Below are 22,580 nucleotides of genomic sequence, written 5' to 3'. Positions count from 1 at the left end.
AGACTACCTTATTGCGCCCAGCTCGGCGCGCGCTTGTCCAGAAACGCCCGGACGCCTTCCTGGCCCTCGGCCGAGACGCGAGCACGGGCAATGCGCTTGGCGGTCTCCTCCAGCAGGCGATTGTCGATCTCCTCTCCCGCCACATCGTTCACCAGACGCTTGGCGTCGCCCATGGCGCCCGGCGCATTGGCCGACAGGCTGTCCGTCAGCATGGAGATGAACTCGTCCACCGAGCCTTCGGGCAGGACCATGTCGATCAGCCCCGCATGGGCGGCGTAGTCGGCGTCGAAGATGTTGGCCGTCAGGAACAGCTGGCGCGCGCGCCGCGCGCCGACCGCCTCGATGACATAGGGTGCGATGGTCGCCGGGATCAGGCCCAGCTTGACCTCGGAAAAGGCGAAGCGCGCCCCCTCGACAGCCACGGCCATGTCGCAGGCGGCGACGATGCCCGCCCCGCCGCCCATGGCGGCGCCCTCGACCAGAGCCACCGTCAGCGCCGGCACGTCGTGCAGGGCCTTCAGCATCTTCGCCAGCCCCATGGCGTCGTCGCGGTTGTCGCTTTCGGACCAGTCGGCGGCGTCACGCATCCAGTTCAGGTCGGCGCCCGCGCTGAACGTCCCGCCCGCGCCGCGAATGAAGACCACGCGCACCTTGTCGGCGCCGTGCAGGGTCTCGAACGCCTCATACAGGGCGGCGATGGTGGCCGCGTCGAAGGCGTTCTTCTTCTGCGGCCGATTGATGGTGACGAAGACCACCCCGTCGGCCGTGGCGTCGATCTGCACCAGGTCGTCGTTCGCATCCGGCGCCGGATCGGCGACGAAGGGATGGGCGATGGCGTTCATCTCCGCCGCCTCTGCGTCAGTGATGTCCAGAGCGTTCAGCTCTTCTTCGGTCGGCTTCTGGTCAGTCATGAGGGGCTCCTTCAAGCTTTGAACGCCTGAAACGTCTTCCTTCTCCCCCTGTGGGAGAAGGTGGCCCGCGCAGCGGGTCGGATGAGGGGTCTCGCAACACTGAAATCGCGAGCTCCAGGAGCGTGACGGACAGGGCGTTCAACCCCTCATCCGTCATGCTCCGCATGACACCTTCTCCCACAAGGGGAGAAGGAAAAACTACATCCTGAACACGCCGAAAGTCGTTTCGGGGATCGGAGCGTTCAGGCTGGCGCTGATGGCCAGGCCCAGCACGTCGCGGGTCTGGGCCGGGTCGATGACGCCGTCGTCCCACAGACGGGCCGTGGCGTAATAGGGGTTGCCCTCGTCCTCGTACTTCTGACGGATCGGCGCCTTGAAGGCCTCGGCCTCTTCCGGCGTCCACGTATCCGCGTCGCGGTGGACGGTGGCCAGGACGCTTGCGGCCTGCTCGCCGCCCATCACGCTGATGCGGCTGTTCGGCCAGGTGAACAGGAAGCGCGGGCTGTAGGCGCGTCCGCACATGCCGTAGTTGCCGGCCCCGAACGACCCGCCGATCAGGACGGTGAACTTGGGAACCTCAGCCGAGGCGACCGCCGTGACCAGCTTGGCGCCGTGCTTGGCGATGCCCTCGGCTTCGTATTTGCCGCCGACCATGAAGCCCGAGATGTTCTGCAGGAACAGCAGCGGGATCTTGCGCTTGCAGGCCAGTTCGACGAAGTGCGCGCCCTTCTGGGCGCTCTCGGAGAACAGCACGCCGTTGTTGGCCAGGATGGCGACCGGCATGCCCCAGATGCGGGCGAAGCCGCAGACCAGCGACGTGCCGTACAGCGCCTTGAACTCGTCCATCTCCGAGCCGTCGACAATGCGGGCGATGACCTCGCGCACGTCATAGGGAGCGCGGACGTCCTCGGGGATGATGCCGTACAGCTCGGCCGGATCGTAGGCCGGGGCGCGCGGCTCGCGCACGTCCAGCGGCTGGGGCTTGGTGGTGTTCAGATGGGCGACGATGGACCGAACGATCTCCAGCGCGTGCTCGTCGTTCTCAGCCACATGGTCGACGACGCCGGACTTGCGGCCGTGGGTCTCGGCCCCGCCCAGCTCCTCGGCCGAGATGACCTCGCCGGTTGCAGCCTTCACCAGCGGCGGCCCGGCCAGGAAGATGGTGCCCTGATTGCGCACGATCACCGTCTCGTCCGACATGGCCGGCACATAGGCGCCGCCCGCCGTGCAACTGCCCATGACGCAGGCGATCTGCGGGATGGCCTTGGCGCTCATCCGCGCCTGGTTGAAGAAGATGCGGCCGAAATGGTCGCGATCCGGAAAGACCTCGGCCTGGTGCGGCAGGTTGGCCCCGCCGGAATCGACCAGATAGACGCACGGCAGATTGTTCTGCTCGGCGATCTCCTGCGCCCGCAGGTGCTTCTTCACCGTCATCGGGAAGTAGGCGCCGCCCTTCACCGTCGGGTCGTTGGCGACGATCATGACCTCGCGGCCCGACACTCGGCCGACGCCGCAGATCATGCCCGCGCCCGGCGCCTCGTCCCGATACATGCCGTTAGCGGCCAGTTGGCCGACCTCCAGGAAGGGCGAACCGGGGTCCAGCAGGCGCTCGACCCGCTCGCGCGGCAACAGCTTTCCGCGCGCCACATGGCGCTCGCGGCTGGCGTCCGAGCCGCCCCGCGCCGCCTTGGCGACCTTTTCATAAAGCGCGTCCCGCAGGGCGCGATTGTGCGCATCCAGCGTTTTGAAAGCAGGACTGTTGCGATCGACGGCGGAAATCAGCTTGGGCATGCCCAAGGTTTAGGAGGCTTCCGCGCCGGGGGGAAGCCGGTTCGGTTCCCCCGCGACGAAATCGGCTATATCTGCCTGTCATGGCCCCGCTTCGACCGGACACGCTCGCCGTCGCCCTGTCCCGCGCCTTCGAGGACGCGCGCGACAGCCGCGCCAGTTGGTTCGCCCTGACGCGAGGCGAGCGGCTGTTCTCGGCCGGCGACCGGGCCGACACCCTGTATCTGCTGCGCGCCGGGCGTCTGGGCGTCTTCCGTCGAGACGACGGCCGCGTTCCCCAGATGACGGCCGTCATCAAGCCGGGCGAGCCGGTCGGCGAACTGGCCATGCTGGCGGGCACCTCGCACATGTCGGACGTCGTCGCCCTGCGCGACAGCGACGTGTTGGCGCTGCCGCGCGACGCCTTCTTCGACGCCGCACGCAATGATCCCCTACTGATGTCCGAACTGGGCCAGATCATGCTGACCCGCGCCCGCGAGCGCGGCGGCGGGACCGAACCAAACGTCTTCGGCTTCGTTTCCGCGCGCGAAAAGCCCATCCGCGCCTTCGTCGAACGCGTCGCGCGCGCGGTCGAGGCCCAGGGCGCCACCTGCCACGTCATCGACAGTTCGGCCCTGGCGTCCGCCGCCGAATGGTTCTCGCGCGTCGAGGACGCCCACGACTACGTCCTCTATGTCGCCGAGGCGGATGAGCCGAACTGGGCCGCCCTGTGCGCGCGCCAGGTGGATCGGTTGTTCCTGGTCGGCGCCGCCGACCATTCGCCGCCCCCTGCCCCGCCCGTTGCCGACGACTGGGACGACGCCGGGCAACGCACCGACCTTATCCTGCTGCGCGATCCAAGGATGCCGCGGCCCAGCAACACCCGCGCCTGGCTGGATGTGCTGAAGCCCGGTCGCTGGTTCCACGCGGTTGAGGGCCTGTTCGACGATACGGCGCGGATCGCCCGCCTGATCACCGGCTCCTCCGTCGGGGTGGTGCTGTCGGGCGGCGGTGCGCGCGCCTACGCCCACATCGGCGCGCTGAAGGCCCTGCGCGAAGCGGGCACGCCCATAGACTTCATCGGCGGCGCCTCCATGGGGGCCGTCATCGGCGCGGGCCCGGCGCTAGGCTGGTCCGACGAGGAGCTGGAGCACCACATCCGCCAGGCCTTCGTCCTGTCCGATCCCTTGGCCGACATCGCTCCGCCCATCATCGCCATGACCCACGCCCGCAAGGTCAAGGCGCTGATGAAGGAGGCCTTCGGCGACGTGCAGATGGAGGACATGCTGCTGCCCTTCTTCGCCGTCTCGACCAATCTGACCTCGGGCAAGCTGGAGGTGCATCGCGAGGGCACGCTGCGTCACGCCCTGCGCGCCTCCATCTCCATTCCCGGCGTCATGCCGCCCGTGGTGATGAACGGCCAGGTGCTGGTCGACGGCGCCGTGCTGCGCAACTTCCCCAGCGACGTCATGCGGCGGCTGAACAGCGGTCCGGTCGTCGGCGTCGACGTGTCCACGACGCGCGGGGTCGATCCCGAGACGCTGGAGAATCCTCCCTCCTGGTGGCGCTGGATTCTGTCCGGAGCCTGGAAGCACGGCCCGCCGATCGTCTCCATCCTGATGCGCTCTGCCACCCTGTCCAGCGAGGCCGAGCGGATGCAGGCTCGCGCCGAGACGGACCTGCTGATCCTGCCCACGCCCGACGGCGTCGATATCCGCGACTGGAAGGCCTATGCGCCCGCCGTCGCCGCCGGCTACGAGGCCGCCCAGGCGGCTCTGGACAGCCTCAACGGCCCGGTCGAGACCCTGCACCGGCGGCGCCGCTCCGGCGCGCCAGGAGAAATAGTCGAGGAAATGGCAGAAGAGTCCTTCCCTCAGGACGTCGTGGAAACGCCTCTTCAAGACCCTGGCCCAGGCGCGCCAGGAAGGCGTCGCGGTTGGCTGGGTCTTCGGAAAGCGCGGTCAGATAAGGCCTGAGGGCTGTGCCCTTCATCCATTCCAGCACGGCGTTCTCGCCATCCAGAACATGCAGATAGGTCGTCGACCAGATGTCGACCTCCTCGCACCGATCCGCCACCGCGTCATAATAGGCCTCCGCCGCCAGCAGCGGTTGAATGGTGTCGACGCCCTTCAACCTCGCGCTCCACGGCCCGTCCGCCGCCGTCTGGCGCATCAGGGTATGATGCCGCGTCTCCCAGGCCATGGGCATCTGCACCGCCAGCACGCCGCCCGGCGCCAGGGCCTCAGCCAGCCGTCGGAACAGCTTCTCATGGTCGGGCGCCCACTGCAGGGAGGCGTTGGCCAGGATCAGATCGACGGGCGCGTCCGGCGCCCAGGTCTTGAGATCGCCCAGCACCCAATCCACGTCATCCGGCAGGCCGCGCGCCTGCTCCAGCATGGCCGCGCTGGAATCCAGCCCATGGACCCGCGCCTCAGGCCAGCGCCGCTTCAGCAGAGCCGCATGCTGTCCCGCGCCGCAACCGATGTCCCAGACCTCTCGCGGCGTCAGGTCATCCGGCAGATGCGACAGCAGGTCGATGGCCGCGCGATCGCGCTGGCGTTCGAAGCGATTGTATTGCTGGGGGTCCCACGCCGGCGACGTCATCGTCGATATTCTCCCTGTCTGATCGCCGAAGCGATTCGAGGGAGAATGGTACAGCCTCTCAGGATCGAACTGAGGACCTCCGGCTCCACAAACCGGCGCTCTAACCAGCTGAGCTAAGGCTGCACATCTCTGCGCGAGGGCGGTTCTCTAGCGGGCCTCGCCGCCGGGGGCAAGCGGCCTTTTCGCCCTCGCGCAGGATTTTGCGTTTTATCCCCGTCAGTTCCAGCCGCGGCTGGCGATGTACTGCTGCAACTGGGCGATCCGGGTCTGATCCGAGGGGTGGGTCGAGGCGAACTCCGGCGTTCCCGACTGTCGACCCGCCGCCATGGCGCGCCACAGGGCCAGCGACTCGGACGGCTTGTAGCCGGCCGCCGCCATGTAATCGACGCCCAGCCGATCCGCCTCGAGCTCATGGCTGCGCGAGAAGGGCAGCAGCACGCCCAGTTGCGCGCCGAGGCCGCCGAACGCCTGCACGGCCTGGCCGTAGTCGCCCGCCTGGCTCTGCACCGCGCCCAGCACGAGGCCCGCCGTCTGCGTCGTCGATGCGCGCTCGGCCGCGTGCCTTGCGACGACGTGACCGACCTCATGGCCGATCACGGCGGCCAGTTGGTCATCGTTACTGGCCATGCCCAGCAGGCCCGTCGTCACCCCGATGTGGCCCGACGGCAGAACGAAGGCGTTGGGCGTCGAATCCTCGAACACCGCATAATCCCAGGGGCGATTGGTCAGATTGGCCGCCTGAACGATGCGGTCGCCGACGCGGCGCACTCGCGCGTTCTGCGTCGCGTTGTTCGACACCTTCTGCGTCCGCAGCGTCTCGGCCCAGGCGGCCTGCGATTGCTGGATCAGCGCATTGTCGTCAACGAAGACGAACTGGCTTCGGCCCAGGGCCTCATTATAGGCGCAGGCCCCGACGCCCGCGCCAAGAACGGTGGTGGTGATCGCGAGGGCGAGCAAGAGCGGTTTACGAGACATCGGACCTCCGGAAATGACTTCACCGCCATAATGCACGGCTGGCTCGACTGGCTCCATGCCTCAGTGAGCAAAGGGCTGCGCCTGGTCCCTGGTCGGATCCCGCACGAAGGGAACCCTCACCGTAAATCGTGCGCCCGGCTGCGCGTCCGAGACCGCGCACGCTTGAACCTATAGCCCATGAAAAAAGCGCCCCGAGGTGAAACCTCGAGGCGCTTCTTTTCGTTCAGTGCGATCGCTCGCTTAGTCCAGGTTGAACGGCACCCGGACCACGAACTTGGCGTTCGTTGCAGCGCCGTCGACCGTACGGGGCGAAAGCTGCCCACGCTGGACGATACGGATGGCTGCGGCGCCGAAGCCCATGCCGGACGGCTCTTCCGAGACGACGCGGCAACCTTCAGGACGACCATTCGGGGTCACCGTGCACTCGATGGTGGCGGATCCGCCCACGCCGCGATCAAGAGCGCGTTGCGGGAAGTCCCGTTCGGTCGGGCGCGGCGGGCGAGCCCACTGCGGGTTGGTGATCACCGAAGGACGCGGCGGCGCGGGCGGCGCCGGCGGAGGCGGAGGACCCGGGACGATCACGGGCGGGCCCGTGTATTCGACGCGGTCTTCCTTCTTCGTCGGCTCGATCGGCAAGGTCACCGGAGGCGGAGGCGCCTGGGTGTTGACGACCGGCTCGCGCACCTGAAGCTTCGGCGGCGGAGGCGTGTCCGGCGGAGGTGGCGGAGGCGGCGGAGGAGGCGGAGGCGGAGGCGGAGCCATCAGCTCCACATCCACGGCCTCATCCACATAGTCGAACTCTTGGAGCTCAAACTTGCTCTTGTACAGGTAGACACCCGCCAGGACGTGGACGATCACCGAGATGGCGATCCCGACCATTGCACCCGTAGAAAGTTTCTTCTTTCTGGGCGCATCGAGCAGAGGGTCGCGGTGCTCGTGAGGTTCAGCAGTCATGCTTTTGAGTCACGCCCCCTTACGAATGATCTTCGCCAACCAGGGCGACACTGTAGAAACCATTATCCTGCAAGGCGTTCATGACCTGCATGAAGTCCCCGTAACGCGTCTGCTGGTCAGCGCGGATGAAGATCCGCTCCTGCTCAGGGTCACGCGTTCCGATCTGGATCTTCAGATCATCGCCTAACGAGCCCACAGAGCTCCTGAAGTCGCCAATCCAAACTTCGCCGCCATTCTGGATGGAGATGAAGACAGGCTTGGGCGGATTAGGAGCCGGCGGAGCGACGGCGCGTGGAAGTGTCACCGGCACCGACACGGTGGCGAGCGGAGCCGCCACCATGAAGATGATGAGGAGAACAAGCATAATGTCCACGAAAGGCGTGACATTGATATCGCTGTTCGCCTCGACGGTGTACTTGCCGCCGCCGGAACCGGAAAGTTTGGCGGCCATCCGTCTTACGCTCCCTTGTCGAGTTGACGCGAGATCGAGTTCATCAGCTCGGCGTTGAAGCCGTCAGCGCGAGCGCCGTACGAAGCGATGCGGGTGTTGAAGTAGTTATAGAAGATAACCGCCGGGATAGCCGCGAACAGACCGATGCCGGTAGCCAGCAGGGCTTCAGCGATACCCGGAGCCACGACGGCCAGGTTGGTGGTGTTCGACTCGGCGATGCCGATGAACGAGTTCATGATGCCGTACACGGTGCCGAACAGACCGATGAACGGACCCGACGAACCGACCGAAGCCAGGAACTGCTGACCGCCCGAGAGGCGGATGCCCAGGCCGCCTTGGACGGCGCCGATGGCGTTGCCCGCGCGGGCGACGGTGGAGTCGCGGTGAACGCCGGTGACGTCCAGGCCGGCTTGACGCGACAGTTCGATTTCGCCGGTCGCCGCAGCAGCCATGTCGGCCAGCGGGTTGCCGTCGAACTCTTCCGAGGTGGCCAGGCGACGGATGTCAGCCAGGTTGCGAGCGCCGCGGTACTCTTCCAGGAAGCGGTTGGTCTTCTTGTTCAGCGAGCTGAACTCAACCAGTTTGATGAGCAGCAGCGTCCAGGAGAAGATCGAGGCGAGGACCAGACCGGCCATCACGACCTTAACCACCGGGTGCGCCATCATAAACATGGCGATCGGGGTGAGGCCCGCGCCGCCGTGGCCGGCAGCGGCCTCTTCAGCGGGAGCGGCTTCTTCAGCAGCGGCGTCAGCCGCCGGTGCAGCAGCGTCGGCGGCCGGAGCGGCGGCGTCAGCAGCGGGGGCCGAAGCGGCGGCCGGGGCGGCCGGTGCGGCCGCGTCCTGCGCCAGAACCGGCGAGCTCGCCATCAGGACGGCGGCGCCGGCCATTGCGAGGAGGATATTCGTCTTCTTGCTATCGAGCATGTTTCGCCAGTTCCTGCTTTGGTCTGACTCGTGGAACCCAAGTCCCAACCGCGTCAGTCGGCTGGGCCTTTACCGTGAAATTTTCCTCCCGCCGGAATTTCTCCCCCGCCGGTCGGCGCCTCATTCTTGCGAAACATCCGGGGATGCCTTGCAGACTGGAGCGATGGAACCATACCCCCCCGTCCACAGCCTGCAAGCAAGAATGCGGTTAAGTCCCTTTGACGAACGCCTATCGGAGCGTCAAGGGCGGAAAATAGCTTTTCACCCCCGGACTCGCGCCTCGACGTCATGCGCGCACAAATATTGCATGAGTATGCCATAAAACGGCAACATCAGTGCCGCGCGCCAGAATGTTAAGGAAAGTTTAGGCCCATGACGATTTTTCGGCTTTTTCAAGGCCGAGGCGAATAATCATCATTCAAGGGGAAAGTGGTGCCTGGAGGCGGATTCGAACCACCGACACGCGGATTTTCAATCCGCTGCTCTACCAACTGAGCTATCCAGGCGTCGCTTTGCGTCGCGAGAGGCGGCTCTATAGGCGAGCCCGGACGGGCTGTCCAGACGCCAATTCACTCAATTCCACGATCTTTTTCATCATCGTGCGCCTCTTCAGCCGGAATGGCGTAGCCGCCGCTGAACCAGCGCTGCAGATCAACGTCGGCGCAACGCTTGGAGCAGAAGGGCTTGTAGGCGGCGACCGCTTCGGCGCGACGGCAAATGGGGCACTGGGCCATGCGTCAGCCCTCCTCGATCTCAAACACGCCCGGCGCGGCGTCGGGGATGATGTGGGCGCGCGGACCCAGGTCCGCCACCCACGGCGACAGGATCGCCGCTGACACCGGACTGCAACGCAAGGCCAGACGCGGCGTCGCCCGATCCGTCAGCAGGGCGAGACGCAGGCGACGCAGGGCGCCGATTTCCCGCGCTCCCGACGCAGCGAGTCGTTCATCCGCGGGCGTATGCTCCCACGGCAAGGACAGCTGCAGCAGGCCGAACCGGCTGAGAGGCCCGATCGCCGCGCCGTGACGGTGCGCGAACGCCTGACGCGCCATGGACAAGGTGGTCTCCGGGTGCAGGCCGACGCCGACCAGATCGATCGCGATCAAGCCGCCCCACCCTTTCAGCGCCAGCAGCCGCGCCGCCTGACGCAGCCCCTCGCGATTGACCGCCTCTCGCCCCTTGCGGGAGTCACGGCCGGCGACCGGGGCGTAATCGATGTCGACCGCGATCAGGGCGCGGGTCCGCTCCACCGCCAGGTCCAGGCCGAGTTCGGGCACGGTCATTCCGGCGGCCAGAGCCTCTTCTTCGGCCTGCAGCGCCGCCCGGATGGCCTCGGCGCCCGTCACGGGCGTCACGCCCGGCGCCAGCATGTTGAGGACGGCGGCGACGTCGGGACCAGCCTCCAGCAGGCGCGGCTCGCCGCTCGCCTCGCCCAGGCGGCGCAGAACCGGCCCCTTGCGCTCGCGCGGCTCGGCCGTGACCTCAAGCTCGAGCTTGGCGCCTTCGGACAGGCGATCCGCCTTGCCCAGCGGCAGGAAGCCGAGCGGCTCGCCGCCGCCCAGGTCGATGAAGGCGCCGCGCAGCCCCGGCGCCAGACGCGCCGCCCGGCCGACGACGCGCGCGCCCAGGCGATGTTCGGGCCGGTCGTCGTCTCTATGTATAATGAGGGCGCAGGCGCGCCCATCGCGGAAGACCATGCCCCGAGTCTCGCCCGGAGCCGCGTCCAGGAAGACCTCGACATCGGCCATCAGGCCGCCTCGGCCCGCCAGCCGGAGCCGCGCAGAAGATTCGCCGCCTCATAGAGCGGCAGGCCCATGACCGCGGGATGGCTGCCGACGATTCGGCTGACAAAGGCGGCGGCCCGCCCCTGGATGCCATAGCCTCCGGCCTTGCCCCGCCATTCGCCCGAGGCGACATAGGCGGCGATCTCGTCCCGGGAGAGGGGCTTGAAGCTGACGCGGGTCTCGACCACGCGCCAGGAGACGCGTCCGCTGCGGATCACGGCCACGCCGGTGAAGACGCGATGATTGCGCCCGGACAGCAGTTCCAGAAAGCGGATCGCCTCGGCCTCATCGGCCGGCTTCTCCAGCAGGCGACGGCCCACGGCCACCACCGTATCGGCGGCCAAGACGACATCATCGGGATGGCGCTCGGCCACGACCGCAGCCTTGGAACAGGCCAGGCGCTGGGCCAGGCGCGCGGGCGCCTCGGCCTTCAGCGGCGTTTCGTCGATATCGGCGGGATCCACCAGATCGGGCGCGATGCCGATCTGCGCCAGCAATTCGATGCGGCGCGGGCTCGACGAGGCCAGAATCAGCCTCGGAGCCGAAGCGTCAGGACGCGACACGCGCGTCCTTACTTGAAGCGATAGGTGATGCGACCCTTGGTCAGGTCATAGGGCGTCATCTCGACCAGCACCTTGTCGCCGGCCAGCACCCGGATGCGGTTCTTGCGCATCTTACCCGCAGTGTGGGCGATGATCTCGTGATCGTTTTCCAGCGTCACGCGAAACGTCGCGTTCGGCAGCAATTCGCTGACCACGCCGGGGAACTCCAGCAGTTCTTCCTTAGCCATGCGGCCTCTCTCGCCCGTGTGAATACGACTGCGGGCCCGCGCCGGGCGTGAGCGCGAGCCGTGAAAGTGAGGGCGCCTAATGCACCAAAACGCTTAGATAGTCGAGTTCAGCCCCGACGGTAGAGGGCGCATACCAGCGTAAAGAGGCGACGGGCCGTTTCCTGGTCCACCTCCACCTTGCCTTCCAGCCTGGCTTTCAGCAGGGCGGCGCCTTCATTGTGAAGGCCCCTGCGCCCCATATCGACCGACTCGATCTGACTGGGCGAGGAGCCGCGCAGGGCCTCATAATAGCTTTCGCAGATCAGGCCGTAGTCGCGGATCACCGTCTTCATCGGCGTCAGCGACAGGACGTGGGTGCGGCTGAAATCCGGTCCGGCGATATCGAAGGCCAGGCGATTGTCCTGCGACGACAGCGTCAGGGTGTAGGGTCCGCCTTCGGCCCCGTCCGGGATGAAGCTGTTCTGCTCGACCAGGTCGAAGACGGCCACCCGGCGCTGATGCTCGATCTCGGCCGTGGCCGCCGGCAGGGAGGCGTTGTCGATCTCGATCGCCTTCAGTTGATGAGGGCCGCTCATGCGCTCGTCTCGTCCAGATGGGTCGGGGCGATGCGCGCAGGCCATCGTTCCGACAGATCGGTCAGCACCGCGTCCAGACACTCCACGTCGATCCGCAGGTCTCCGCCGCCGGCGAACATCATCAGCACCTTGCCGCCCGGCGCCTCGGTCGGATGGAAGTCCATCGCCAGAAGCTCCAGCGCCTGATCCGGCAGGCGTGGCAGACGACGGCTCTTGACCGCCTGAACGTCGCCGAACTGCATGGCGGCCATGACGCGCGTACCGCCGCATTCCCAGCAGAATCGCGACAGGACGACCGTCAAGCGACGCGCCTCCTTCTCCCAGCGGATGTCGACCGGGCGCATGATGGCGTCCTGAAGCGCGGCCGAGATGATCTGCAGATCGTCCGCATCCTCGGCCAGCAGGCGCAGGGGCGCGATCGGCGCCAGGCTTTCGCCCTCAGCCTCGTTCAGGGCCGCCTGTTCGGGGGCCGAGATCGGTTCGCCGTCAGTGCTCATCGCCCTCCCCCTTTATCCTGCGGACGTCGGCGCCGCAGGCGCCCAGCTTCTCTTCCATCCGCTCGAAGCCGCGATCCAGGTGATAGACGCGGCCGACCGTCGTCTCACCTTCGGCCACAAGTCCGGCGATGACCAGAGACATGGAGGCGCGAAGATCCGTCGCCATGACCGGCGCCCCCTTCAGCCCGTCGACGCCCCGCACCACGGCCTCGCCCGCATGAACCGTGATATCGGCGCCCAGACGCGCCAGTTCCGGCGCATGCATGAAGCGGTTCTCGAAAATGTTCTCGCGGATGACGCTTTCGCCCTCGGCCGTCGTCATCAGGGCCATGAACTGCGCCTGCAGGTCGGTGGCGAAGCCCGGATAGATTTCGGTCGTGACGTCCACCGCCTTCAGCCGCTGGGTCGGGTCGCGGCGGACGATCAGCCCGTCCTCGGTCGGTTCGATCTCGACGCCGGCCTCGATCATCTTGTCGGTCAGGGCGGTGATCAGATCGGCGCGCCCCTTGGTCAGGCGCACCTCGCCACCGGCCATCGCCGCAGCCAGTGCATAGGAGCCCATCTCGATTCGATCGGGAATCACCGACCAGGTCGCGCCCGACAGGGACGAGACGCCGGTGATGGTCAGCACATCCGTGTCCAGGCCTTCGATCTTCGCGCCCATGGCGATCAGGCAGCGGGCCAGGTCGCCGATCTCCGGCTCGCGCGCGGCGCGCTTCAGCACCGTCGTCCCGTTCGCCAGCACGGCGGCCAGAAGGGCGTGTTCGGTCGCGCCTACGGAGACAAAGGGAAACTCGATCTCGGCCCCCCGCAGCCCTCCGGGCGCCGTGGCGGTGACATAACCCTCTTCCAGTTCGATCGCCGCGCCCATGGCCGTCAGGGCCTGAAGGTGCAGATCGACCGGCCGCGCGCCGATGGTGCAGCCGCCCGGCAAGGAGACCTTGGCGTTTCCCGTGCGCGCCAGCAACGGCCCCAGAACGTTGAACGAAGCCCGCATCTGACGCACCAGATCATAGGGGGCGAAGGTCGAGGTCAACTCGGGCGCGTGGAACAGCGTCTCCTGCCCGTCCGCCCCCTCGCGTTCGGTCACCTCCACGCCAAACTGACGCAGCAGTTGGCCGAGGAAGCGCGTGTCCGCCAGACGCGGCATGTTGGTCAGCAGCAGGGGCTGATCGGTCAGGATCGACGCCGCCATCAGCTTGATCGCCGAGTTCTTGGCTCCGCTGACCGGAATGGAGCCGTTGAGGCGATGGCCGCCGTGGATGACGATGCTGTCCATGGGTATCGGGATGATCCTGGGGCTCGGACCCCTACGGCCCGGCAAACCGGTTATCTAGCAAGGCTGACGGCGGCCGCGAAAGGCCGGAACGTCGCAGGACGGATGACTTTCAGTTGCTTTCCTTGGGCGACCTCGCCCCGCCCGCGCCCGGCGCCTTGCGACGGCGCAGATTGGCCCTCAAGGCGGCGGCCAGACGCGCCGCGCGTTCGGCCTTGGCCGAGGCGGCCGGAGCGGCGTTTACGCTGGCGGAAGGAGACGAGTCGGCGTCGAGGCGCGTCTCGTCTGCGTCTTTGGTCGGCTTGTTCATGAACACAGCAGACCGCGCCCAAAGATTTTGATCAAGCATGCATTTTGGGCTTGGCCCGGCCGAAGCCTTTGGCTATACGGCCGCTTCCTCAGTGACCCGCCGCCGTAGCTCAGTGGTAGAGCGCATCCTTGGTAAGGCTGAGGTCGGCAGTTCAATCCTGCCCGGCGGCACCATCGAGGCCCAAACCTGAACGGTTTGGGCCTCGACCATTTCAGGCCCCTCCCGACAGAACAATGCGTCTTCATCGCCTTGGGCGAAGGCGACAGCACGGCCGATCGGCCTATCCGCGTACAACCTCAGGAATGCCCGCCGGTTCGCCGAAGATTATTCGGGCCGCAGCGCCTTATACCGACTAGCCAAGCCCCAGCCCCCACCGCTAGCTTCGACGTATCTGTATACGTTTGAGAGCCGAGGGGGCTTCCATGAAGCGCGTTCTATTGACTACGGCTGCGGTTCTGACCGTAGCCTTTCCGGCGTTCGCCCAGGACACGACCTCGGCCGCCACGCCGAAATGGGATGTGCAGAACCCGACGGGCGGCGCCCAGCGCGACGTGAACATCAACGTCGACGAAGGCACCTGGATGGCGGTGGACGTCAGCCCTGACGGCCGCGAGATCGTCTTCGACCTGTTGGGCGACATCTATGTGATGCCGATCACCGGCGGCGAGGCGCGCCCCATCGCCTCGGGCGTCGCCTGGGACATGCAGCCGCGCTATTCGCCGGACGGCCGCTTCATCGCCTTCACCTCGGACCGCGCGGGCGGCGACAACCTGTGGGTCATGGACCGCGACGGCTCCAACCCGCGTCAGGTGTCGAACGAGACCTTCCGCCTGCTGAACTCCCCGACCTGGACGCCCGACAGCCAGTTCGTCGTCGGCCGCAAGCACTTCACCTCCTCGCGCTCGCTGGGCGCAGGCGAAATGTGGATGTACCACCGCGCAGGCGGCGGCAGCGGCGTGCAACTGACCGAGCGCCGCACCCAGCAGAAGGACACGGGCGAGCCCGCCTTCTCGCCCGACGGCCGCTATATGTACTTCAGCGACGACGCCACGCCGGGCGGCGTCTTCGACTACTCCAAGGACCCCAACACCCAGCTCTATGTGATCCGTCGCCTGGATCGCGAGACGGGCGAGATCAAGCCCTTCGTCACCGGTCCGGGCGGCTCGGTGCGCCCCACCCCCTCGCCGGACGGCAAGTCCCTGGCCTTCGTGCGCCGCGATCGCTACCAGTCGACGCTCTACGTCATGGACCTGGAGTCCGGGCGTGAGACGCCGATCTACGACGCCCTGGACCGCGACATGCAGGAGACCTGGGCCATTCACGGCGTCTATCCGGGCTTCAGCTGGACCCCGGACAACGGCTCCATCGTCATCTGGGCCGGCGGCAAGATCCGCCGCATCGACGTGGCGTCCAAGGCCGTCAGCGACATCCCCTTCCGCGTTACCGACACCCGCCGAGTGCAGGAGACCGCCCGCTTCCCCGTCGAAGTGGCGCCGGACCAGTTCGAAGTGAAGATGGTCCGCTGGGCCCAGACCTCGCCCGACGGCTCCAAGGTGGTGTTCGAGGCCCTGGGCAATCTGTGGATCCGCGACCTGCGCGACGGCGCCGCCGGCGCGCCCCGCCGCCTGACGCGCCAGAGCGACCATTTCGAACTCTATCCGTCCTGGTCGCGCGACGGCCGGTCCATCGTCTACACGACCTGGAGCGACGACAAGCTGGGCTCCATCCGCGTCGTTCCGGTCGCGGGCGGCGAAGGCCGGACCATCACGACCAACCCCGGCCACTATCTGGAGCCGCGCTTCTCGCCGGACGGCCAGACGATCGTCTACCGCACCTCCAGCGACGGCTATCTGCGCTCGGCCCTTTGGAGCCGCGAGCCGGGCGTCTACCGCATCTCCGCGCGCGGCGGCGAGCCGGTGAAGATCACCGATTCCGGCGCCAACCCGCAGTTCGGCGCGCGCAATGACCGCATCTTCGTCAGCGCCCGTGACGGCGACAAGCGCGTTCTGCGCTCGATGAACCTGTCGGGCGAGGATGTCCGCGACCACATCAGCAGCGAATGGGCGGCCGAGTTCTCGGTCTCCCCTGATGAGCAGTGGATCGCCTGGACCGAGCGCTTCAACGCCTATATCGCGCCCTTCGCCTCGACGGGCCGCGCCATCACGGTCGGCGCCGACAGCAAGGCCCTGCCGCAGACGCGCGTCACCCGTGACGCGGGCGAATGGCTGCACTGGTCAGGCGATTCCAGCCGCCTGCAGTGGTCGATGGGTCCGGAGCTGTTCTCGCGTCCGCTGAGCGAAAGCTTCGCCTTCATGGACGGCGCCCCCGCCGACCTGCCCAGGCCGGCCGAGCATGGGATCAAGATCGGCTTCACCGCCGACTACGCCCGCCCCAGCGGCGTGACGGTCCTGTCCGGCGCCCGCCTGATCACCATGAAGGGCGAGGAAGTCATCGAGGACGGCGTGGTGGTCGTCAACGGCAACCGCATCGAGGCCATCGGCCCGCGCGGCTCGGTCACGATTCCGACCGGCGCCCGCGTCATGGACATGGCCGGCAAGACCATCATCCCCGGCCTGGTGGACGCCCACTGGCACGGCCGCATGGGCTCGGACGAAATCATCCCGCAGCAGAGCTGGATGAACTACGCCGCCCTGGCCTTCGGGGTGACGACGCTGCACGATCCGTCCAACGACAACAGCGAGATCTTCGCCCACAGCGAACTGGCCAAGGCCGGACGCGTCGTCGCGCCGCGCATCTTCTCGACCGGCACGGTCTTGTATGGCGCGGCCACGCCGACCACGGCGGTCATCAACGACCTGGATGACGCCCGTTCCCACCTGCGCCGCATGCAGGCGATTGGCGCCTGGAGCGTGAAGAGCTACAACCAGCCCCGCCGCGAGCAGCGTCAGCAGATCATGCAGGCCGCCCGCGAACTGGGCATGATGGTCGTCCCAGAAGGCGGCTCGCTCTACCACCAGAACATGAGCATGCTGGTCGACGGCCACACCACCATCGAACACTCGGTGCCGGTGGAGCGCATGTACGACGATGCGGTGCAACTGTGGTCGCAGACGGGCACGGCCTATACGCCGACCCTGATCGTCGGCTTCGGCGGCGCCTGGGGCGAGAATCACTGGTACGAGGTCACGGATGTCTGGAAGGACCCGATCCTGAGCCAGTACGTCCCGCGCCGCATCCTCGATTCGCGCTCGCGCCGTCCGGTGAAGACCCCGCCGGAGGAGCTGAACCACATCTCCATCGCCCGCGAATCGAAGCGGCTGATGGATCAGGGCGTCTCGGTCCAGATCGGCGCCCACGGCCAGCGTGAAGGCCTCGGCGCCCACTGGGAGCTGTGGATGTTCGAACAGGGCGGCATGAGCGCCCACGAATCCCTGCGCGTCGGCACCATCAACGGCGCCCGCGCCCTGGGCATGGACAAGGACATCGGCTCGCTGGAAGTCGGCAAGCTAGCCGATCTGGTCGTGCTGGACGCCAATCCGCTCGAGAACCTGCGGGACTCGACCAAGATCGGCTACACCATGATCAACGGCCGCCTGTTCGATAACCACATGAACGAGGTCGGCGGGCCTGAGCGCAAGCCGTTCTGGTTCGAGAGCGAAGACGGTCAGGCTTGGAGCGCCTCGGGCACGGTCACGACCGCCGAGTCGCACAGCCACACGCACAACTGATCCCGCCGCAAGGCAGGAACGCGAAAGGGCCCGGCATCCGCCGGGCCCTTTTTCGTGAGCAGTTCAGTTTGAGCGTTGGTCACTGCCTGCCTCCGCTCGTCCCGGCGTCCGCCGGGATGAGCGGGGATGAAAAGGCACGATCAGCACTTGAGGGGAATTGCTCAGTACAAGCCCGAGAGTGACGGAGGTTGAGCATCTCCCGCTTGCGCCTTGAAACGCGAACGGGGGTGAGGAGGTTACTCTCCCAGCCCGCGCACCGAGGCTTCCAGCAGGGCGTTCCGCCGCGCCGCGCGACCCTTGAGCCAACGCATGGCGACGACCAGCGCCACCACCACCGCGCCGAAGGCCAGCAGCCACAGGGTCGGATTGTGGGCCTCGCTCATCATCTCCAGCCTGGCCAGGCCCTTGGCCGCCAGATAGCCCGGCGCCAACATGGCCAGAACCCAGACGAAGGCCGAGCTGACGTTGGCGATCTGGAAGACGCGCTGTCGCATCTGCAGCACCCCGACCATCACCGGCACGAAGGCGCGCAAGGGGCCGAAGAAACGGCCGATGAAGATGGAGGCCACGCCGTAACGGCGGCAGTAGAGCCGCGTCCACGCCAGCTTGCGACGATGCGGGACCAGCATATGGTGGCGCAGCACCCGCGTGCCCAGACGGCGTCCGATCCAGTAGGAGATGGCGTCGCCCATCACGGCGCCGATGACGCATCCGCCGATGACGGTGAAGGGATCCAGTACGCCTGCCGCCACCAGACCGCCCGCCGCGACCAGAAGCCCCGTCGCCGGCACGAAGGCGCCGATGACGACCAGGGACTCGAAAAAGGTCACGACGCCGAGGATCACGCCGGCCCACATGGCGTTGCGGGCGATGAAGTCGGCGGCCGAGGTAAGCAAACTGTCCATACTGATCCTTTGCCCGAGGGCATATGGGATCAGACCATGGAAAGGGAATGCGGCGATGCGACGCCTGGAGGGAAAAAGCGCACGGCGTGACCCTCAGGCCGCACTTCGGCGGCTCTATATCCTACCGCGAGGCGTCGTCGGGCGTGTCGCGGCGCTCATCGTCGAGATCAAACGGACGGATCCGACTGGAACGCTCGCGCGGACTACGCACGCCCAAGGGGCCCGGCACGGCGCCGTAGGCGTCACGCCAGCCATAGCCGCCCAGTCCATATCGGCCCGCCCCGAAGCCATAGGGATCGAACCCGTAAGGGCCGTAACCGTAGCCGTAGCTCCAGGGCGCGTTCTTGGTCTGACTGAAGCTGAGGTTCAGCGTGCCGTTCTCGCCCAGGGGCAGGGACACCGCCGCGCCGAAGTCCTTGTAGCCGCCCGTGCCGATTCCTGCGCTGACCATGCCGTGCATCTTGCGGGGAGCGGCCTCCTCCCAGGCGTCAGCCCAGGTTTCCACGGGCGGCGCATCCGCCTTGCGCTCGCCGATCCAGCGGGAAATCTGCTCTTCGGTCGTCAGGCCGTGGGGCGCCGCAGTCTGAAGGGTCACGGCAGGCGAGGCGTCGCTGACCGTCTCGGCCAGGGCGGCGGCGCTCGCCGTCGGCACGGCGCCCGAACCCGCGCGCGGCGCGGTCGAAACCACGCCCTCGGGGTCGCTGCTCGCCAGCAAGAGGGAGGCGGCCATGAGTTCGATCAGCATACGCATCTACTCCCGTTCACGATCACCCTACCCTCAAATGCGGCCAAGGTCAGGCCGTCCCTTCGTCGCGCCCTCCATCCCCGCGTCCCAGGGGGTCAGGCAAGGGTTCGCCGTCGGCCACGAAACTGAGCGCGACCGAGTTGATGCAGTAACGCAGGCCCGTCGGCGGCGGGCCGTCGGGGAAGACGTGGCCCTGATGGCTGTCGCAACGGGCGCAGCGCGTCTCGACCCGCACCATGCCATGGCTGTCGTCGCGCACGGCGCGGACGTGAGCCGGGTCGACGGGCTCGGTGAAGCTGGGCCAGCCCGTGCCGCTCTCGAACTTGGTCACCGACCGGAACAGCGGCAGGCCGCACTCGCGGCAGCAGAAGACCCCTGCCCGCTTTTCTCCCAGCAGGGTCCCGCAGAAGGGCGCCTCGGTGCCGTGGGCCAGAAGCACGCGCTTCTCCTCCGGCGACAGGTCAGCCTCCAGCACCGCACGCTGGCTGTCGGTCGGCGGCGTCAGGTCATAGCCGGAGGCGGAACGCATGGCGGCGGGAGATTCGGTCTGGGTCATGGTTCTCAAATAGGAAGGGCCGGACGGTCGTTCCACCGTCCGGCCCTCAATAGCCCGAGATGATCGTTGGGATCAGGCTCCGAACAGCCCGTTCACCCACGTCCGCACGGCCGCTTCGTCCGTCGCGTCGCCGGTGTAGGCCAGCGCGCCCGAGGGGGCGTAGGGCGCATTATTGCCGCGCTGGCGCGTCGTCCAGGCCTTATGGCCATAGCTCAGGTCGGCGTAGTTGGACGGCAGGCGAAGGACGGTCTGCTCGATGAAGATGGTGTCCTCGGCCGTGGTCGACCCGGCGATGCGCACGTTCGGCAGGCGGCTCAGCAGATCCAGGGTGTCCAGGCAGCCGCCCGAGCAGCCGGCGTCGACCAGGACGACCACCTGGCCCTGCACCGGGTTGGCGGCGCCGGTGTCCGGGGTCGCCGGACGGCCGGGCATGACGAAGGTCGGCTGACCGGCGGCGATGGCGCTGTCGAAGGCCGCGACGATGGCCTGGGTCTGTTCGATCACCGCGCCTGATTCCTGGACGAAGCGCGGGTCGGACACCATCCGGTTCAGGGTGTCGGCGAACCACTGGCGGTTGGCCGCAGTGGCGCGATAGGTGATCTGGCCGGCTTCAGGCTGGCGACTGACGGTGAATTCCGGCGACCAGATGCGGTTGGCCAGGCCATAGCCGCGCGTGGTGGCGTTGATCGACGACCCATTGGCGCCGCGCAGGTCGAGCACGAAGCCCTGCGGTCCGCGGATCGCGGCGGACTGGGCTTCGATCTGGGCGAAGAAGGCGTCCCACCCCGCATTGTCCGCCAGGGAGTGGACGTTGACCCACGGGCGGCCGTTCACCGTCTCGACCGACAGGGGCGCGCCCGACGGGACATAGACCGAGGCGCGATAGGCGGCTTCCAGGTTCTGGGCCGTCGCCGGCTGCGGCGACAAGGTGTAGTCGCGGGTGCGGCGACCGACCTGGAACTCACAGGTTCCCGGCACGCCCGTGGTCATGGGGTTGTTGCGGTTCCACAGCAGATAGGGGGCGCTGCGGACACGCCCGGCCTCGGTCGTCAGATCGCCTTCGAACTGATCCAGCTTGGCCTTGGCCAGGTCCTCGATCGGCTCGGCGTTGCAGCTCTTGAGGACAGCGCCCAGCGGCGGCGCGCCGCGCACGCCTTCCTGAACATAGGAGACGACATACTGGCCGTTGCGCCAGGCTGTGGCCACGCCCGGCCAGCTGGTGGCGAAGAACGGACCCAGACCCTCGTAGGTCGGGCGGGCGGCAATGTTGGAGTCGCGGAAACCGTTGGCGTACCAGCGCAGCAGATAGGCGTGGCTGTCGCCGCTGTTGACCTGACCGGCCTTGGCCTGGGCCTGCTCCAGACCCGAGTCCAGCCAGGCGCGGAACGGTGCGCTGGCCTCGCCGGGCACCACAGCGGCCGGGTGGTTGTCGCGCAGCGCCGCGTGCATGGCCTGAAGGTCCTGACGGGCCAGATCGCTGAAGTTCTGGGCCGAGGCGGCCGAGGCGGCGAAAGTCAGGGCCAGTACGGCCGCCGAAGCGGAAAGCAGGCTTTTCATGGGGGTTCTCCCAGTCCGTCAGAGTGCGGGTTGGGCGTGTTTTAGACTCAATAACGGCGCCGTCGCCACCCCTGTGACGAAATTGCACCGCTTTCCCGGTCGCGACGTTTACGCGCGCCTGTTTCCCGACTAGGCCGTGGGTTCTGCAGGCGTAAAATGCGCCGAAACGCTGCGTGCTTGCGAAATGACCGCCCTGGTTGATCTTTTTCTGAACTCCACGGGGCGCGTCGGCCGGTTCCGCTTTGTACTGGGCGCAGCGTGCCTGATCGGCGCCTGGGCCGTGACTGATCTTCTTCTGCCGATCCCCGCCTGGATTCACGCCCTCGTCGCCGCCGCCCTAGTCTACTGCGGGTTCTGCGTCCTGTCGCAGCGTCTGCATGATCGGGGACGTTCAGGCTGGTGGAGCGGGCTGATCCTGGCCGCCTTCGTCCTGGCATGGCCCCCGTTGCTGACGCCCCTGCCGTTGACGCCGCTGGCGGGGGCCGCGACCGCCGCCCTTGCGCTCATCGCGTTCGACCTGGCCGTCCTGCCCGGCCAGAAAGCCTTCAATCGCTATGGGGCCGCGCCGGGCGTCCGGCGTCAGAGCGGCGCGAGACCCGGCTGAACCGGGCCGAACACCCGCTGGAAGGACGACCTCAGCGCGTCGTCCGCCTCGTCCATCGTCGCCAGCACGCCCAGATCGACCAGGCTGGTCACCCCGTGTTCGGTGATGCCGCAGGGCACGATGCCGCCGAAATGATCCAGGTCCGGCTCCACGTTCAGGCTGATGCCGTGGAAGCTGACCCATTTGCGGACCTTGACGCCGATGGCGGCGATCTTGTCCTCGCGGCTCCAGCCGGCGCCCTTGCGCTCGACCCAGACGCCGACGCGGCCCTCGCGCATTCCGGCTTCGACGCCGAAACGGTCCAGGGCGCCGATGATCCAGTCCTCCAGCCCGTGAACAAAGCCGCGCACGTCCTTGCCGCGCCGGTTCAGGTCCAGCATCACATAGGCCACGCGCTGGCCCGGCCCGTGATACGTGAACTGCCCGCCCCGCCCCGTCCGGTGAACCGGAAAGCGGTCGGGCGCCAGCAGGTCGTCGTCCTTGGCCGAGACCCCGGCGGTATAGAGCGGCGGGTGTTCCAGCAGCCAGACCAGCTCCTCGGCCTCGCCGGCGGCGATGGCGGCGACGCGCGCCTCCATGGCGGCCTCGGCGGCGGGGTAGTCGACATAGCCGGACGACAGGGCCCATTCGACCGGACGGCCGTCCTCGCGAAGCAGGCTGCGTTGGGAAGAGTTTAACGGGTCGGCAAGCATGATGCCCTCAATGTG

At 67.3% G+C, this 22,580-nt stretch carries 22 protein-coding genes, 3 tRNA genes and 1 pseudogene; 4 read left to right on the top strand and 22 right to left on the bottom strand.

All coding sequences use genetic code 11. The features are described 5' to 3' along the window. Window positions 1-8: 8 nt before the first annotated feature. Both ACWIDZ_RS11660 and ACWIDZ_RS11655 read right to left on the bottom strand, forming a co-directional pair. Window positions 9-911, bottom strand: coding sequence for an enoyl-CoA hydratase-related protein (locus tag ACWIDZ_RS11660; protein ID WP_453989247.1), 903 nt, complete (start codon window positions 909-911; stop codon window positions 9-11). Window positions 912-1,109: 198 nt separating this feature from the next. Continuing rightward, on the bottom strand, window positions 1,110-2,702 hold the full coding sequence (locus tag ACWIDZ_RS11655) for a carboxyl transferase domain-containing protein (RefSeq protein ID WP_453989246.1): 1,593 nt from the start codon (window positions 2,700-2,702) through the stop codon (window positions 1,110-1,112). An 80-nt stretch (window positions 2,703-2,782) separates the two neighbouring features. Here ACWIDZ_RS11655 and ACWIDZ_RS11650 point away from each other — a divergent pair, with 80 nt between their 5' ends. Further along, window positions 2,783-4,654, top strand: coding sequence for a patatin-like phospholipase family protein (locus ACWIDZ_RS11650; protein WP_453989245.1), 1,872 nt, complete (start codon window positions 2,783-2,785; stop codon window positions 4,652-4,654). A 229-nt stretch (window positions 4,655-4,883) separates the two neighbouring features. On the opposite strand, the pseudogene ACWIDZ_RS11645 reads toward ACWIDZ_RS11650, so the two are convergent. The 15 genes and pseudogenes from ACWIDZ_RS11645 to ACWIDZ_RS11575 form a co-directional block, all read right to left on the bottom strand. Next, window positions 4,884-5,282: pseudogene (locus ACWIDZ_RS11645) on the bottom strand (methyltransferase domain-containing protein); the annotation flags it as partial. A gap of 46 nt (window positions 5,283-5,328) precedes the next feature. After that, window positions 5,329-5,405 (bottom strand) — tRNA-His (locus ACWIDZ_RS11640). Between the two features lie 93 nt (window positions 5,406-5,498). Beyond that, on the bottom strand, window positions 5,499-6,257 hold the full coding sequence (locus ACWIDZ_RS11635) for a M48 family metallopeptidase (protein WP_453989244.1): 759 nt from the start codon (window positions 6,255-6,257) through the stop codon (window positions 5,499-5,501). A 240-nt stretch (window positions 6,258-6,497) separates the two neighbouring features. Further along, window positions 6,498-7,211, bottom strand: coding sequence for an energy transducer TonB (locus ACWIDZ_RS11630; protein ID WP_312219321.1), 714 nt, complete (start codon window positions 7,209-7,211; stop codon window positions 6,498-6,500). A gap of 19 nt (window positions 7,212-7,230) precedes the next feature. Further along, on the bottom strand, window positions 7,231-7,662 hold the full coding sequence (locus tag ACWIDZ_RS11625; RefSeq protein ID WP_291783045.1) for an ExbD/TolR family protein: 432 nt from the start codon (window positions 7,660-7,662) through the stop codon (window positions 7,231-7,233). Between the two features lie 5 nt (window positions 7,663-7,667). Next, on the bottom strand, window positions 7,668-8,585 hold the full coding sequence (locus ACWIDZ_RS11620; protein WP_291783047.1) for a MotA/TolQ/ExbB proton channel family protein: 918 nt from the start codon (window positions 8,583-8,585) through the stop codon (window positions 7,668-7,670). Between the two features lie 430 nt (window positions 8,586-9,015). Then, a tRNA-Phe gene (locus tag ACWIDZ_RS11615) sits at window positions 9,016-9,091 on the bottom strand. Between the two features lie 63 nt (window positions 9,092-9,154). Further along, window positions 9,155-9,319 carry a DNA gyrase inhibitor YacG gene (locus ACWIDZ_RS11610; protein WP_291783050.1) on the bottom strand — a complete coding sequence of 55 codons (165 nt, stop codon included), beginning with the start codon at window positions 9,317-9,319 and terminating at the stop codon, window positions 9,155-9,157. Between the two features lie 3 nt (window positions 9,320-9,322). Continuing rightward, window positions 9,323-10,333 (bottom strand): ribonuclease E/G, encoded by a 1,011-nt coding sequence (locus tag ACWIDZ_RS11605; RefSeq protein ID WP_453989242.1) that lies wholly within the window; start codon window positions 10,331-10,333, stop codon window positions 9,323-9,325. Continuing rightward, a complete protein-coding gene (locus tag ACWIDZ_RS11600) occupies window positions 10,333-10,932 on the bottom strand; it encodes a Maf family protein (RefSeq protein WP_312219580.1) in 600 nt (199 codons plus the stop codon). The genes ACWIDZ_RS11605 and ACWIDZ_RS11600 overlap by 1 nt, the downstream gene beginning before the upstream one ends. An 8-nt stretch (window positions 10,933-10,940) precedes the next feature. Then, complete coding sequence (gene infA / locus ACWIDZ_RS11595; RefSeq protein WP_003164348.1) at window positions 10,941-11,159, bottom strand: translation initiation factor IF-1; 219 nt, start codon at window positions 11,157-11,159, stop codon at window positions 10,941-10,943. Window positions 11,160-11,266: 107 nt separating this feature from the next. Beyond that, window positions 11,267-11,734 carry a UPF0262 family protein gene (locus ACWIDZ_RS11590; RefSeq protein WP_312219579.1) on the bottom strand — a complete coding sequence of 156 codons (468 nt, stop codon included), beginning with the start codon at window positions 11,732-11,734 and terminating at the stop codon, window positions 11,267-11,269. Continuing rightward, window positions 11,731-12,231 carry a DUF2948 family protein gene (locus ACWIDZ_RS11585; protein WP_346522582.1) on the bottom strand — a complete coding sequence of 167 codons (501 nt, stop codon included), beginning with the start codon at window positions 12,229-12,231 and terminating at the stop codon, window positions 11,731-11,733. Before ACWIDZ_RS11585 ends, ACWIDZ_RS11590 begins: the two co-directional genes overlap by 4 nt. Beyond that, on the bottom strand, window positions 12,221-13,510 hold the full coding sequence (murA, locus tag ACWIDZ_RS11580; RefSeq protein WP_453989241.1) for a UDP-N-acetylglucosamine 1-carboxyvinyltransferase: 1,290 nt from the start codon (window positions 13,508-13,510) through the stop codon (window positions 12,221-12,223). The genes ACWIDZ_RS11585 and murA overlap by 11 nt, the downstream gene beginning before the upstream one ends. A 109-nt stretch (window positions 13,511-13,619) precedes the next feature. Further along, window positions 13,620-13,817 carry a hypothetical protein gene (locus tag ACWIDZ_RS11575; protein WP_291783083.1) on the bottom strand — a complete coding sequence of 66 codons (198 nt, stop codon included), beginning with the start codon at window positions 13,815-13,817 and terminating at the stop codon, window positions 13,620-13,622. Between the two features lie 98 nt (window positions 13,818-13,915). Between ACWIDZ_RS11575 and ACWIDZ_RS11570 the strand changes: the two genes are divergently transcribed. Beyond that, a tRNA-Thr gene (locus tag ACWIDZ_RS11570) sits at window positions 13,916-13,990 on the top strand. Window positions 13,991-14,239: 249 nt separating this feature from the next. Continuing rightward, window positions 14,240-17,506 (top strand): amidohydrolase family protein, encoded by a 3,267-nt coding sequence (locus ACWIDZ_RS11565; protein ID WP_453989240.1) that lies wholly within the window; start codon window positions 14,240-14,242, stop codon window positions 17,504-17,506. A 236-nt stretch (window positions 17,507-17,742) separates the two neighbouring features. Here ACWIDZ_RS11565 and ACWIDZ_RS11560 read toward each other — a convergent pair whose 3' ends face one another. The 4 genes from ACWIDZ_RS11560 to ACWIDZ_RS11545 all read right to left on the bottom strand — a co-directional run bounded on the left by ACWIDZ_RS11560 (window position 17,743) and on the right by ACWIDZ_RS11545 (window position 21,269). Next, window positions 17,743-18,411 carry a DedA family protein gene (locus tag ACWIDZ_RS11560; RefSeq protein ID WP_291783090.1) on the bottom strand — a complete coding sequence of 223 codons (669 nt, stop codon included), beginning with the start codon at window positions 18,409-18,411 and terminating at the stop codon, window positions 17,743-17,745. A gap of 121 nt (window positions 18,412-18,532) precedes the next feature. Further along, complete coding sequence (locus ACWIDZ_RS11555) at window positions 18,533-19,162, bottom strand: hypothetical protein (RefSeq protein ID WP_453989239.1); 630 nt, start codon at window positions 19,160-19,162, stop codon at window positions 18,533-18,535. Window positions 19,163-19,205: 43 nt separating this feature from the next. Further along, window positions 19,206-19,712, bottom strand: a complete 507-nt coding sequence (msrB, locus tag ACWIDZ_RS11550; protein WP_291783096.1) for a peptide-methionine (R)-S-oxide reductase MsrB — start codon at window positions 19,710-19,712, stop codon at window positions 19,206-19,208. 72 nt (window positions 19,713-19,784) lie between these two features. Continuing rightward, window positions 19,785-21,269 (bottom strand): hypothetical protein, encoded by a 1,485-nt coding sequence (locus ACWIDZ_RS11545; RefSeq protein WP_453989237.1) that lies wholly within the window; start codon window positions 21,267-21,269, stop codon window positions 19,785-19,787. Window positions 21,270-21,453: 184 nt separating this feature from the next. Here ACWIDZ_RS11545 and ACWIDZ_RS11540 point away from each other — a divergent pair, with 184 nt between their 5' ends. Further along, a complete protein-coding gene (locus ACWIDZ_RS11540) occupies window positions 21,454-21,873 on the top strand; it encodes a DUF805 domain-containing protein (protein ID WP_453989236.1) in 420 nt (139 codons plus the stop codon). Here ACWIDZ_RS11540 and lipB read toward each other — a convergent pair. Further along, window positions 21,849-22,565, bottom strand: a complete 717-nt coding sequence (lipB, locus tag ACWIDZ_RS11535; protein WP_453989235.1) for a lipoyl(octanoyl) transferase LipB — start codon at window positions 22,563-22,565, stop codon at window positions 21,849-21,851. The two genes, ACWIDZ_RS11540 and lipB, sit on opposite strands and share 25 nt — an antisense overlap. Window positions 22,566-22,580 lie beyond the last annotated feature (15 nt).

It is taken from the genome of Brevundimonas sp. NPDC055311 (assembly GCF_053645695.1).
This window is presented reverse-complemented; position numbering and strand designations above follow the sequence as displayed.

Excerpts from the sequence above, each read along its gene's own strand:
- ACWIDZ_RS11660 (WP_453989247.1), bottom strand. The coding sequence starts at position 911 with ATGACTGACCAGAAGCCGACCGAAGAAGAGCTGAACGCTCTGGACATC.
- ACWIDZ_RS11655 (WP_453989246.1), bottom strand. The coding sequence starts at position 2,702 with ATGCCCAAGCTGATTTCCGCCGTCGATCGCAACAGTCCTGCTTTCAAA.
- ACWIDZ_RS11650 (WP_453989245.1), top strand. The coding sequence starts at position 2,783 with ATGGCCCCGCTTCGACCGGACACGCTCGCCGTCGCCCTGTCCCGCGCC.
- ACWIDZ_RS11635 (WP_453989244.1), bottom strand. The coding sequence starts at position 6,257 with ATGTCTCGTAAACCGCTCTTGCTCGCCCTCGCGATCACCACCACCGTT.
- ACWIDZ_RS11630 (WP_312219321.1), bottom strand. The coding sequence starts at position 7,211 with ATGACTGCTGAACCTCACGAGCACCGCGACCCTCTGCTCGATGCGCCC.
- ACWIDZ_RS11625 (WP_291783045.1), bottom strand. The coding sequence starts at position 7,662 with ATGGCCGCCAAACTTTCCGGTTCCGGCGGCGGCAAGTACACCGTCGAG.
- ACWIDZ_RS11620 (WP_291783047.1), bottom strand. The coding sequence starts at position 8,585 with ATGCTCGATAGCAAGAAGACGAATATCCTCCTCGCAATGGCCGGCGCC.
- ACWIDZ_RS11610 (WP_291783050.1), bottom strand. The coding sequence starts at position 9,319 with ATGGCCCAGTGCCCCATTTGCCGTCGCGCCGAAGCGGTCGCCGCCTAC.
- ACWIDZ_RS11605 (WP_453989242.1), bottom strand. The coding sequence starts at position 10,333 with ATGGCCGATGTCGAGGTCTTCCTGGACGCGGCTCCGGGCGAGACTCGG.
- infA (WP_003164348.1), bottom strand. The coding sequence starts at position 11,159 with ATGGCTAAGGAAGAACTGCTGGAGTTCCCCGGCGTGGTCAGCGAATTG.
- ACWIDZ_RS11590 (WP_312219579.1), bottom strand. The coding sequence starts at position 11,734 with ATGAGCGGCCCTCATCAACTGAAGGCGATCGAGATCGACAACGCCTCC.
- ACWIDZ_RS11585 (WP_346522582.1), bottom strand. The coding sequence starts at position 12,231 with ATGAGCACTGACGGCGAACCGATCTCGGCCCCCGAACAGGCGGCCCTG.
- murA (WP_453989241.1), bottom strand. The coding sequence starts at position 13,510 with ATGGACAGCATCGTCATCCACGGCGGCCATCGCCTCAACGGCTCCATT.
- ACWIDZ_RS11575 (WP_291783083.1), bottom strand. The coding sequence starts at position 13,817 with ATGAACAAGCCGACCAAAGACGCAGACGAGACGCGCCTCGACGCCGAC.
- ACWIDZ_RS11565 (WP_453989240.1), top strand. The coding sequence starts at position 14,240 with ATGAAGCGCGTTCTATTGACTACGGCTGCGGTTCTGACCGTAGCCTTT.
- ACWIDZ_RS11560 (WP_291783090.1), bottom strand. The coding sequence starts at position 18,411 with ATGGACAGTTTGCTTACCTCGGCCGCCGACTTCATCGCCCGCAACGCC.
- ACWIDZ_RS11555 (WP_453989239.1), bottom strand. The coding sequence starts at position 19,162 with ATGCGTATGCTGATCGAACTCATGGCCGCCTCCCTCTTGCTGGCGAGC.
- msrB (WP_291783096.1), bottom strand. The coding sequence starts at position 19,712 with ATGACCCAGACCGAATCTCCCGCCGCCATGCGTTCCGCCTCCGGCTAT.
- ACWIDZ_RS11545 (WP_453989237.1), bottom strand. The coding sequence starts at position 21,269 with ATGAAAAGCCTGCTTTCCGCTTCGGCGGCCGTACTGGCCCTGACTTTC.
- ACWIDZ_RS11540 (WP_453989236.1), top strand. The coding sequence starts at position 21,454 with ATGACCGCCCTGGTTGATCTTTTTCTGAACTCCACGGGGCGCGTCGGC.
- lipB (WP_453989235.1), bottom strand. The coding sequence starts at position 22,565 with ATGCTTGCCGACCCGTTAAACTCTTCCCAACGCAGCCTGCTTCGCGAG.